The following is an 11,407-nucleotide window of genomic DNA, read 5'->3' as shown; positions in this document are numbered from 1 at the left end:
CGGGAAACGGCAGGGGCCTCCCAGCCCGCGTTCACCGTGCGTTCACCCTGAGGTAGACCAGTAAGGGTACCCTGAGGAACCATGACTGACGAACAGATCGTAGAAACCAAGAAACCGTCGCTGTGGGACGGATGGAACGCCCCGCCGAACCTCGTCACCTACTCGCGCATCGTGCTCGTCGTGGTGTTCCTCGGACTGTACATCGCCGCCGGTCCGTGGGGCGGCGACGAGACGACGCAGCCGCTGCGCTGGGCCGCGGCCATCATCTTCATCATCGCGGCCTCCACCGATAAGCTCGACGGGTGGATGGCCCGCAAGTACAATCAGGTCACCGAGCTCGGCAAGCTCATGGACCCCATCGCGGACAAGCTGCTCACCTGCGGCGCGCTCATTGTGGCCTCCGTGTTCGCCGAATTCCCCTGGTGGGCCACGGCCCTCTTCCTCATCCGCGAGATCGGCATCACCGTCATGCGCTTCTTCGTCATGGAACGCCCCGGCGGCAAGGTGATCGCCGCCGCCTGGCCCGGCAAGCTCAAGACCCTGTTCCAGTGCATGGGCCTCGCCATGCTCCTGCTGCCCATGTGGGTCTTCGACGAGCGTCAGGCCATGCCCGTCTGGTTGACCGCCTACTACTACCTCACCTACGTGCTGCTCTACGTGGCGCTCGTCCTGTGCCTGTACTCCGGTGGCGTGTACCTGTACAACACGTTCATCGGATCCAGGAAGGCCGTCGATGGCGATGCCGCCGACCGCTGACGGGGACGCCTCCCTGCGTGACGCGTTCGCCGCGCTGCTGCTGCGCGCTTGCGAACGCAAGGGGCTGAAGATCGCGTGCGCCGAGTCCCTGACCGGCGGACTGCTCGCCGACGCCTTCGTGCGCATCCCGGGCGCGTCGCACGTCCTGCTCGGCTCCGCCGTCACCTATGACATCCGCGCCAAGGCGTCCATCCTCGGCGTCGACGGCGATCTGCTCGAACGTGAGGGCGCTGTGCACCCCGAGGTCGCCCGCCAGATGGCCATCGGCACCGCGCGGCTCTACGCGCAGCCGGAATACGGCGACACGGTGATCGGGCTCGCCACCACAGGCGTGGCGGGCCCCGGTCCGGACGGGGACAAGCCCGCCGGACTCGTCTACGTCGGCGTCAGCCTGCCCACCGCGGCGATGCCTTCGGACAGGCCGGAGCCATCGGACGGCGTCATGGGGAACGACGTCGTGCGGCTCGACGGATGCACTCCGGACGGACGGCGGACGGTCGCCATCGAGCTGCGGCTCGAAGGCGACCGTGAGCAGGTCCGCGAGGCGACCGTGCTCCATGTCCTGCGGAACGTGAGCCAACTCACAGGACTTTCCCAGGAATAAAACCGCCACGTGCCGGTGTTGAACAAGACAGAAGGCATACGTGTATTCCGCATGAAAGGGATGGGGACCATGGAAACGATGACTCGCACCGGACAGACCACGACGATCGCGGCCGGCGCGCCGACGGCGCGGCCGAGCGGCGCGCGCATGCGCGAACTGACCCCGGCCCAACGTCGCGCCGTCATGTTCGCCCAGCAGCAGGTCCTGCGCGCCCGTGCCGCCAGGAAGGCCAAGGACGAGGCCGACGAGGCCCGCCGGCGCATGTGGGACGAGGCCGATGGCGAGGAGCGTGCGCCCCGCGCCGCGGCCGCCGAACCCGAGCCGAGGGACGTCGGCGAACTGACGCTGCGCGAGGCCATCGGTCGTGTCCTGCGCGACCTGCGCACCCGCGACCACAAGACGCTGCGTGAGGTCAGCGAGAAGGCCGGGGTGTCGCTCGGCTACCTCTCCGAAGTGGAGCGCGGCCAGAAGGAGGCCAGCTCCGAACTGCTCAGCTCCATCGCCGAGGCGCTTGGCGTGAGCACCGCGCAGCTGCTGCGCATGGTGGCCGACCGTCTCGACATGGTGGGCGAGTGACGTTCCGGGCGCACCGGGCCTGAGACGATTTCCAAGGAAAGACGAACGTGAGGGAACGCGAATTCTGGCAGCTGGTCGACGAGGTGTTCGGCCGCGGCTACGGCCGGGCGCTCTGCCGCGACCAGCGGCTGGTCCGGTTGGCCGGGAGGAACGCCGTCGAGGCCCTGGCCGAAGGCGAGCAGCCGCGCGTCGTATGGAACGTGCTGTGCGACCAGATGGACGTGCCCGACGCGCGTCGCTGGGGCGAGGGGCACAATGCGCCGCCGATGCCGGCGGCATGACGCGCCGTCCACAGTGATTTCGAACATTTGTTCGCATCTGTGGCTATAGTTGTCCACAGCGAAGATCGGCAGCGAACAACGGCCGAACGTCGTCGGCATCATGGCCCATCCCTTCTCCCAAGCGGGATTCCGGGTGGTTCGGCGCGCCCGCACGTGGGGGCTCCGACCACAACGGCCGGTTTCCCTTGCCTCCATGGGGGCGGATTCCGTACCGTGGTCCACGACGTACGTACAGCCAACGTGAAGGAGCACACCATGGCACAGAAGACAAACGCCGCGGCCGCCAAGGCCGGCGAAGGAGCCGCCGCGTCCGGCGGCCGCCAGATCGACCCGCGCCGCAAGGCCGCGCTCGACGCCGCGCTGGCGCAGGTCGAGAAGGACTTCGGCAAGGGTTCGGCCATGCGTCTGGGCGACCGGCCCGAGCAGAACGTCGAGGTCATCCCCACCGGGTCGCTCGCATTGGACCTCGCGCTCGGCATCGGAGGCCTGCCGAAGGGCCGCATCGTCGAGATCTATGGTCCGGAGTCGTCCGGCAAGACCACGCTCGCGCTGCACGTGGTGGCCAACGCCCAGCGTGCCGGCGGCGTGGCCGCGTTCATCGACGCCGAGCACGCGCTCGACCCGGTCTACGCGCGCAAGCTCGGCGTGGACACCGATTCGCTCATCGTCTCCCAGCCGGACAACGGCGAGCAGGCGTTGGAGATCGCCGACATGCTCATCCGTTCCGGCGCGCTCGACGTGATCGTCGTCGATTCGGTGGCGGCGCTCGTCCCCAAAGCCGAGATCGAGGGCGACATGGGCGACAGCCACGTGGGCCTCCAGGCCAGGCTCATGAGCCAGGCGCTGCGCAAGATGACCGGCGCGCTCTCCCAGGCCGGCACCACCGCCATCTTCATCAACCAGCTGCGCGAGAAGATCGGTGTGTTCTTCGGCAGCCCCGAGACCACCACGGGCGGCAAGGCGCTCAAGTTCTACTCGTCCGTGCGCCTCGACATCCGCCGCATCCAGACCATCAAGAACGGCGACGAGGCCGTCGGCAACCGCACGCGCGTCAAGGTCGTCAAGAACAAGATGGCGCCGCCGTTCAAGTCCGCCGAATTCGACATGCTCTACGGCGAGGGCATCTCCCGCGAGGGCTCGGCCATCGACATGGCCATCCAGGTGGGCGTCGTCAAGAAGTCCGGCTCCTGGTTCACTTACGAGGGCGACCAGCTCGGCCAAGGGCGCGAGAAGGTCCGCCAGTTCCTCAAGGACAACCCCGCCATCACCGAGGAGATCGAGAACAAGGTCAAGGCGGCGTTCGGACTCATCGACCCCACCGACCAATTCGCCGAGGACGAGGACACCAAGGCCGCCGCCGAGGCCGATGCGAACACCGAGGACGTCTCGGCCACGCAGGCCAACACCGCCAAGCCGTCCAAGGCGGCCGCGAAGGCCGACGCCAAGAGCGGAGCCAAGGCCTGACGTGATCAGCGCCGAAGCGTTCCTGCGCGCCCATCCGGTCGCCGTCGCGGGGGAGGAGCCGTCCGTACGAAAGCGGCGCCGGCCGGATGCCACGCGGTTCCATGAGGACGAGGGGCGGCCCATAGAACCCGCGGGGGAGGCCGATGCCCGCCCCGGCACCGCCGGGCCAGGCATCGCGCGCTTCGGCGCGGCCGGATCGGCGGACGATTCCGGAAACGGCGGCACACCCGCAAGGCGCGGCCGTGCGACGGTGCCGCCGGAGGACGCCGACGACGTCGACGCCTGCCGTGAGGCGGCGCTGCGTCTGCTGGACGCCGCTCCGAGGTCCCGTGGCGCGCTGCGTGACCGGCTCGCCGGCAAAGGGTATGCGGACGGAACGGTGGAGCAGGTCCTCGACCGGCTCGCCGAACTGCGTCTGCTGGACGACAGGGAATACGCCGAATCGGTGGTCCGTGCCTGTATGGGCCGCATGATGGGCCGACGCGGCGTCCTCGCCGAGCTCGCCCGCAAGGGCGTGGATCGTCCGGTGGCCGCCGCCGTCGCCCAGGAGGCCGAGGAGCGGGGGCTGTTCGAGGAGGCGGCGTGGGAGCTCGGCCGCAGGACGGCGCGCAGGACCGCCGGTCTCGACCGGGACGTGCGCCGCCGTCGTTTCTGGTCCGCCGGCGGGCGCAAGGGCCATGACCCGGAGACGCTGCGCCGGGTCGCCGCCGAGCTGCTGGACTGACGTCCGGACTGACGTCCGGACTGACGCGCCGCTTCTCCGGAGCGCATGTATAATAATCCGCTTGAGACCTCTTGATGGCCGCGGCCACGATCTTCATTGGGAGTGGCTGAGGAACTTCCGGGCTCCACAGAGCACGATGGCGGATAACGTCCGCCCAGGGCGACCTGAGAGATAGCGCAACAGAGAACAGACCGCCCGTCCACGACGGGTAAGGGTGAAACGGCGGTGTAAGAGACCACCGGGCCCCTGGCAACAGCGGGCCGCATGGCAAGCCTCATCGGGAGCAAGGCCAAGCAGATGGCGGCAAGGGCTGCTCGCCCGTGCCATCGGGTAGGCTGCTAGAGCCTGGCGGCGACGTCAGGTCGAGATGGATGGCCATCCGCGACACGCGTGCGTGTCGCGACAGAACCCGGGGTATAAGGGGTCTCACCTTTTCTCTTCCCAAACCATCAGCGTACGCACCGGCATGTTTCGGGACATGATCCGGAAAGAAACGGTTTTCTCTGGGCGAGTTACCCGCTGTTCAGCCATTGTTCGTCTACAATGAAACATACCCGGACGGTGAAGAAGCCGACCGGCACGCAAATAGCGGGCAACACCGCTTGAGTTCAAGGGAGGTCCACATGGAAATCGTCGTTACCGGACGCCACACGCAGGTCAAGCAAAGGTTCCGTGATGTCGTTGAGAGCAAGATGAATCGTGTGACCGCCATCGCCCCGGATGCGCAGCGCGCCCAGGTGGTGCTCACGCACGAGGGCAACCCGCGCCAGGCCGATACCGCCAAGCGCGTGGAGATCACCATCATCGCCGGCCGCACCGTGGTGCGTGCCGAGGCGTCGAGCGCCGACGAGTACAGCGCGCTCGATCTGGCGATGGACAAGCTGACCCTGCGTCTGCGCCGCACCCGCGACCGTCGCAAGGACCACCGCCGCGGCTACACCAACCCCGTCCCCGTGGACATGGGCGTGGTCGAGCCCGAGCCCGTCGAGGAGGCGCCCGTCGAGGAGCCGAACAACTCCCCGGCCGCTGCAGTCGCCTCCGATCTCGGCCCCGGCGAGTCCGTCGAGGTGCAGGTCGGTGACACGCCGATCGTCATCCGCCGCAAGCTGCACATCGCCGAGCCGATGAGCATCGACGAGGCCCTGTACGAGATGGAGCTCATCGGACACGACTTCTTCCTGTTCGTCAACAAGGAGACCGGACGTCCGTCCGTCGTCTACCACCGTCACGGCTGGAGCTACGGCGTGTTCGAGATCGACACCCCGGAGAACGTCGCCTCCAAGTGACGTGACCGGCCGCGTCCGGGACATGCGGACGTGATGGCCGGATGGGCATGGATCGGGCCCGCGCCTTCATAGGCGCGGGCCCGATCGCGTTCCGTGAGGGGTGGCGAGAGGCGGCGAGGGGAGGGGAGCCGTGCCCCGTCGGGGCGAAAACGATCGGAGCGGAAGAGAAATTCTGAGAAATACGGGGCAGCGTCGCCGATGTCGCGTAAGATAATCGGCAGTGTGTTTCGACGGATCCGCCGCACCGCATGCGGAGAATCCGGCCGGAACATTTACGTACGACACAGGAGCGAACAGTGGTAGATATCGTTGACAAGGCCCTGCGCATGGGCGAAGGCCGTCAGATCAAGAAACTCGAGAACGTCGCGAAGGCCGTGAACGCGCTCGAGGACGAGATCTCGGCGCTCTCCGACGAGGAGCTCAAGGCGCAGACCCCGAAGTTCAAGCAGCAGCTGGACAACGGCAAGAGCCTTGATGACATCATGCCCGAGGCGTTCGCCACCGTGCGCGAGGTCTCCAAGCGCACCCTCGGCCAGCGCCACTTCGACGTGCAGCTCATGGGCGGCGCCGCCCTGCACTGGGGCAACATCGCCGAGATGAAGACCGGCGAAGGCAAGACCCTCGTCGCCACCCTCCCGAGCTACCTCAACGCGCTCGAGGGCAAGGGCGTGCACGTCGTCACCGTCAACGACTACCTGGCGAGCTACCAGAGCGAGCTCATGGGCCGCATCTACCGCTTCCTCGGCATGAACGTCGGCTGCATCATCACCGAGCAGAAGCCGCCGGAGCGCCGCAAGCAGTATAACGCCGACATCACCTACGGCACCAACAACGAGTTCGGCTTCGACTACCTGCGCGACAACATGGCGTGGGAGAAGAGCGAGCTGGTGCAGCGCGGCCATCACTACGCCATCGTCGACGAGGTCGACTCCATCCTCATCGATGAGGCCCGCACCCCGTTGATCATCTCCGGTCCCGCCGAAGGCGACGTGACCCGCTGGTACCGCACCTTCGCCAAGCTCGTCCTCAAGCTCACCCGCGACGAGGACTACGAGGTCGACGAGAAGAAGAAGGTCATCGGCATCAAGGACCCGGGCATCACCAAGGTCGAGGACTACCTGGGCATCGACAACCTGTACGAGCCGAGCAACACCGCGCTCATCGGCTACCTCAACAACGCCATCAAGGCCAAGGAGCTGTTCCTGCGCGACCGCGACTACGTCGTCACCCACGGCGAGGTGCTCATCGTCGACGAGCACACCGGCCGCATCCTGCCCGGACGCCGCTACAACGAGGGCCTGCACCAGGCCATCGAGGCCAAGGAGGGCGTGGAGGTCAAGGCCGAGAACCAGACCTTCGCCACCATCACCTTGCAGAACTACTTCCGCATGTACGACAAGCTCGCCGGCATGACCGGTACCGCCGAGACCGAGGCCGCCGAGTTCATGAGCACCTACAAGCTCGGCGTGCTCCCCATCCCGACGAACAAGCCGATGATCCGCAAGGACCAGGACGACTTCATCTTCCGCACCAAGAAGGAGAAGCTCGCCGCCATCGTCAAGGACGTGGCCGCCCGTCACGCCAAGGGCCAGCCGGTGCTGCTCGGTACCGCCTCCGTGGAAAGCTCCGAGGTCGTCTCCACCCTGCTCGACGTGGCCAAGATCCCGCACCAGGTGCTCAACGCCAAGCAGCACGAGAAGGAGGCCGCGGTCGTCGCGGTCGCCGGCCGCAAGGGCGCCGTCACCGTCGCCACCAACATGGCCGGTCGAGGCACCGACATCATGCTCGGCGGCAACGTCGAGTTCCTCGCCGACGCCAAGCTCAAGTCCGAGGGCTACTCGCCGGAGGATACGCCGGAGGAGTACGAGAAGCGCTGGCCGGGCACCCTCAACGAGGTCAAGGCCCAGGTCAAGGACGAGCATGAGGAGGTCACCAAGCTCGGCGGCCTGTACGTGCTCGGCACCGAGCGCCACGAGTCCCGCCGCATCGACAACCAGCTGCGCGGCCGTTCCGGCCGTCAGGGCGATCCGGGCGAATCCCGCTTCTACCTGTCCCTCGAGGACGACCTCATGCGTCTGTTCAACACGCAGCTCGTCGCCCGCGTCATGGCGAAGGGCCTGCCGGAGGGCGAGCCGATCCACTCCAAGAGCGTCTCCAAGGGCGTGCGCACCGCGCAGAAGGCGCGTGAATCGCAGAACTTCGAGATCCGCAAGAACGTGCTCAAGTACGATGACGTGATGAACAAGCAGCGCACCGTCATCTACTCGGAGCGTCAGGCGGTGCTCAAGGGCGAGGACATCCACGAGGACATCGAGCGTTTCATCGCCGACACCGTGGAAAGCTACGTCAAGGGCGCCAACAACGGTTCCGACAAGCCGAAGGACTGGGATTGGGACGGGCTGTTCAAGGCGCTCAACACCGTCATCCCCACGGACGTGACCGTCGAGGAGGCCAAGGAGGCCGCCGAAGGCAAGAAGGGCGAGAAGGCCGTCGAGGCCGTGCGCGACGTGATCGTCGCCGACGCCAAGGCCAAGTACGCCGAATTCGAGGACACGCTCGGTTCCGAGGGGCTGCGTCAGCTCGAACGCCGCGTCGTGCTCGCCGTGCTCGACCGCAAGTGGCGCGAGCATCTGTACGAGATGGACTACCTCAAGGACGGCATCGGCCTGCGCGGCATGGGCCAGCGTGATCCTCTGGTCGAATACCAGCGCGAAGGCTACCAGATGTACAACTCCATGATCGAGGCGATCAAGGAGGAGACCGTCCAGCTGCTGTTCCACATCGACATCAAGCAGGTCGCCCAGAGCGAGGACGTCTCCACCGAGTCCGACGAGGACGCCGCCGTGGAGTCCACCGAGACCGAGCTCGGCATCACCGCCGCCTCCGCCGACGAGACGGACAAGGCCGATGAGGACGCCGAGGCCGCCGGTCCCGACGAGGACGGCGAGAGCGAGGACGAGGCCGCGGAAGGCGAGGTCGAAGAGGAGAAGGCCGAGGAGGAGCTGGAGGACGCCGAACAGGCGGCCGCCATCGCCGAATCCGCCAAGACCTCCGAGGCCGGCGAGACCACGTCCGCCATCACCGGCCCGGCCCCGATCAGCCATGCCGAAGGCAAGGTGCCCGCCAACAAGCGTCCGAAGAGCGAGGAGCTCAAGACGCCGTGGGCCGACGGCCGCACCTTCCCCGGCACCGGCCGCAACGCGCCGTGCCCGTGCGGTTCCGGCCGCAAGTACAAGATGTGCCACGGTCAGAACGAAAAGTGAGCCGTGATGCGTCGATGACGCCGTGAGCGGCGTCACATATGGGCGCCCCGCCGATGGAGACATCGGCGGGGCGCCCTCGTATATCACGTACGTCGCCGGACGTCGTCACCGCACGGTGAAGCCCTGGGAGGTGGCGTAGAGCTTCAGGCGACGCTCCCATTCGGGCAGGAGGGAGGCGCTGTCGCCACCGGGGCGCAGCGCCGGCGTGATGAGACGCACGAATTCGGCATCGAGCTGGCTGTAGAACGGCAGGTTGTCCCAGTCGCGGTTCACGTGGGCGGCGGACTTCGCGTACACGTCGTAGATCGGCTGGTCGAAGTACGGGTCGGTCGTGCCGCGGCGCGTCAGGTCCTCCACATAGCCGGCCGCCGCGGACACGCCGCCGGGCGCGCGCAGTTCCACCGACGCCGGATCGAGCTGGAACCAGCGGATGAACGTCAGCGCGGCGCGCCGGCGGATCTCGGGCAGTCCGGCGCTGATCGCCATCGTGGAGCCGCCGATCTCCGAGGTCTGCACCGTCGCCGGATCCACGAACGCCGGCGGCAGCGCCACCTTCCACAGGCCCTTGTCCTGCGGATAGGAGGCGGCGAGGATCTTGCCCACCCAGTTGGCGTGGGTGACGGTCAGGTACGAGCCCGAACGGGGCTGCATGTAGCGGTTGTCCCACATCGGTTCGGCGTTGAGCGCGCCGTCGTCGATGCACTGCTGGAGGAACCGCGCCACCGAGACCACCATCTCGTCGGTCATGTGGAACGCAATCGTCGAATCGTCCTCCACCGTCCATGGCCGTACGCCGGCCGCGCGGAAGAACGACAGGTAGTGCTGCACGTTGCCGAGGTCGAGCAGGCCCATGGTCCGCCGTGGGTTGCGGCTGCGCAGCGCCACGCCCTCCTCGTAGAACTCGTCCCAGGTGCGCGGCACTTCGAGCCGGTAGCGTTCCAGCAGGTCGGCGCGATAGAACATCACGGTTTGCGACTGGTCGCCCGGGATACCGTACAGTTTGCCCGCGTAGTGCGCCGATTGCCAGGAGGCGCGGTCCACGAGCGGCGCCAGCTCGCGTTCGAGCCGTTCGTCGGTGAGGTCCTGCAGGGCGCCGGATGCGGCCAGCTGGGGGAGTGCGGTGCGTTCGACGTTGATGACGTCGGGTACGGAGCGGTGGTTGATGACCCTCTCCCAGTACAGGGCCAGCGTGTTCTCCTGCGTGCGTCCTTCGATGGGGTCGATGACGATGCGTGGATGGGTGCGCATGAACTCGTTGATGCGCGGCATCGTCTCGTTGAACGCGTTGGACAGCACGGTGACGACGATGGTGTCGCTCGAGCGTTTGATCTCCGCGTACGGTCCCAGCTTCATCGTCGAGCGCTTGTGCGGGTTCACTGAGTCTCGTGGCACGAACGTCGCCTCCAACGCGATCGGTTCGGGCCTCACGCCCGTGGGGTTGCGCACCGCGTCCATCAGCGCGTCGGCCGCGGCGACGGCCATGTCCTCGCCATGCATGTCGATGGTGGCGAGCGTGGGGGAGAGCATCGACGACATCTCGGCGTTGTCGAAGCCGATTACCGAGACGTCCTCCGGGACGCGCAGGCCGTTGCGGCGCACGGCGGCGATGAACCCGGCCGCGAGGTTGTCGTTGAAGGCGAACACCGCGTCGGTGGGGCGGATGAGGTATTGGTCGACGGCCTTGGCGCCGCCGGCGATGCTCGGATCGCATTCGCGTACGACGCGGTAGGTCATGTCGTAGCGGAAGGCCGCGGCGCGGATGAAGCGGCGCCGGTATTCGTTCGACCATGAGCTCGCGGGGCCGGCCAGGTAGGTGATGGAGGAGTGCCCCGTCTCTTTGAGCCGGCGCACCGCGTCGTCGATGGCGTGGGCCGCGTCGATGGTGACGCTGGCGAGGCCCGGCACGGACCGGTTGAGCAGGATGACCGGCTTGACCAGCATGATGCGGCGGATGTCCGGCTCGCTCAGTCTTGAGGAGAGCAGAGCCACGCCGTCCACGTTGCGCATCACGTACGACATGGCCCGGCGTTCGATCGCCGGCCTCTCATCCGTGTCCAGGGTGATGAGGCCGTATCCCTTCGATTCCAGACGACGCTGCATCGCGTTGACCGTGGTCGCGTACAAGGAGTTGCTGAGCGTCGGCACGATGGCGGCGATCATGCCGGTGGCGGGCATCCCCTCGCCCGAGCTGTCCGCGTCGGGCGTCAGATAGCCGAGCCGCTCGGCGATGCGCCGGATGCGGAACTCGGTTTTGGCGGAGATGCGTCCCGGCTGGGACAGAGCCCTAGAGACCGTCGAGGGGCTCACGCCCGCCTCGCGGGCGATGTCGTAGATGGTGGTCTTCCGTCCCATGCCGAAGCCTCCCGAATCGAGACGAAACAATGTCCGGCAATATTATGGCAACCTTGTGCAACAAGCGCAATGCGACCATCGAAACGAGCGAACATGAACCA

Annotated in this window: 9 protein-coding genes and 1 other RNA gene; 9 read left to right on the top strand and 1 reads right to left on the bottom strand. The window is 67.0% G+C overall.

The genetic code is table 11. The features are described 5' to 3' along the window. Positions 1 to 81 precede the first annotated feature (81 nt). From pgsA to secA, 9 genes are all read left to right on the top strand, one after another. A complete protein-coding gene (gene pgsA / locus KIH78_RS03990) occupies positions 82 to 756 on the top strand; it encodes a CDP-diacylglycerol--glycerol-3-phosphate 3-phosphatidyltransferase (RefSeq protein WP_214315545.1) in 675 nt (224 codons plus the stop codon). Beyond that, positions 740 to 1,360, top strand: coding sequence for a CinA family protein (locus tag KIH78_RS03985; RefSeq protein WP_219131459.1), 621 nt, complete (start codon positions 740 to 742; stop codon positions 1,358 to 1,360). Before pgsA ends, KIH78_RS03985 begins: the two co-directional genes overlap by 17 nt. Positions 1,361 to 1,429: 69 nt before the next feature. After that, positions 1,430 to 1,936: a helix-turn-helix domain-containing protein gene (locus KIH78_RS03980; protein ID WP_214315544.1), complete on the top strand. Its 507-nt coding sequence runs from the start codon at positions 1,430 to 1,432 to the stop codon at positions 1,934 to 1,936. A 47-nt stretch (positions 1,937 to 1,983) separates the two neighbouring features. Then, positions 1,984 to 2,217 (top strand): DUF3046 domain-containing protein, encoded by a 234-nt coding sequence (locus KIH78_RS03975; protein ID WP_214315543.1) that lies wholly within the window; start codon positions 1,984 to 1,986, stop codon positions 2,215 to 2,217. A gap of 255 nt (positions 2,218 to 2,472) precedes the next feature. Continuing rightward, on the top strand, positions 2,473 to 3,681 hold the full coding sequence (gene recA, locus KIH78_RS03970) for a recombinase RecA (protein WP_217625683.1): 1,209 nt from the start codon (positions 2,473 to 2,475) through the stop codon (positions 3,679 to 3,681). A gap of 1 nt (position 3,682) precedes the next feature. Next, complete coding sequence (locus KIH78_RS03965) at positions 3,683 to 4,405, top strand: regulatory protein RecX (protein ID WP_420830109.1); 723 nt, start codon at positions 3,683 to 3,685, stop codon at positions 4,403 to 4,405. Positions 4,406 to 4,467: 62 nt separating this feature from the next. Continuing rightward, positions 4,468 to 4,838: RNase P RNA component class A (gene rnpB / locus KIH78_RS03960), an RNA gene on the top strand. A 190-nt stretch (positions 4,839 to 5,028) separates the two neighbouring features. Next, the gene (gene hpf, locus KIH78_RS03955; RefSeq protein WP_214315541.1) at positions 5,029 to 5,691 is read left to right on the top strand and encodes a ribosome hibernation-promoting factor, HPF/YfiA family; all 663 of its coding nucleotides are present in this window, start codon (positions 5,029 to 5,031) and stop codon (positions 5,689 to 5,691) included. Positions 5,692 to 5,987: 296 nt separating this feature from the next. Next, positions 5,988 to 8,954 carry a preprotein translocase subunit SecA gene (secA, locus tag KIH78_RS03950; protein WP_219131370.1) on the top strand — a complete coding sequence of 989 codons (2,967 nt, stop codon included), beginning with the start codon at positions 5,988 to 5,990 and terminating at the stop codon, positions 8,952 to 8,954. Between the two features lie 105 nt (positions 8,955 to 9,059). Here secA and KIH78_RS03945 read toward each other — a convergent pair whose 3' ends face one another. After that, positions 9,060 to 11,306, bottom strand: a complete 2,247-nt coding sequence (locus KIH78_RS03945) for an extracellular solute-binding protein (protein WP_219131369.1) — start codon at positions 11,304 to 11,306, stop codon at positions 9,060 to 9,062. Positions 11,307 to 11,407: the final 101 nt, after the last annotated feature.

The organism is Bifidobacterium saguinibicoloris (assembly GCF_019331725.1).
Taxonomy (GTDB): Bacteria; Actinomycetota; Actinomycetes; order Actinomycetales; family Bifidobacteriaceae; genus Bifidobacterium; species Bifidobacterium saguinibicoloris.
Note: the sequence above shows the minus strand (reverse complement) of the source record. Positions and strands in the feature narration are given on the sequence as shown.

Bases quoted from the DNA above. Each gene is read 5' to 3' on its own strand.
- KIH78_RS03980 (WP_214315544.1), top strand. From the start codon at position 1,430: ATGGAAACGATGACTCGCACCGGACAGACCACGACGATCGCGGCCGGC.
- KIH78_RS03945 (WP_219131369.1), bottom strand. From the start codon at position 11,306: ATGGGACGGAAGACCACCATCTACGACATCGCCCGCGAGGCGGGCGTG.
- recA (WP_217625683.1), top strand. From the start codon at position 2,473: ATGGCACAGAAGACAAACGCCGCGGCCGCCAAGGCCGGCGAAGGAGCC.
- KIH78_RS03985 (WP_219131459.1), top strand. From the start codon at position 740: ATGCCGCCGACCGCTGACGGGGACGCCTCCCTGCGTGACGCGTTCGCC.
- pgsA (WP_214315545.1), top strand. From the start codon at position 82: ATGACTGACGAACAGATCGTAGAAACCAAGAAACCGTCGCTGTGGGAC.
- hpf (WP_214315541.1), top strand. From the start codon at position 5,029: ATGGAAATCGTCGTTACCGGACGCCACACGCAGGTCAAGCAAAGGTTC.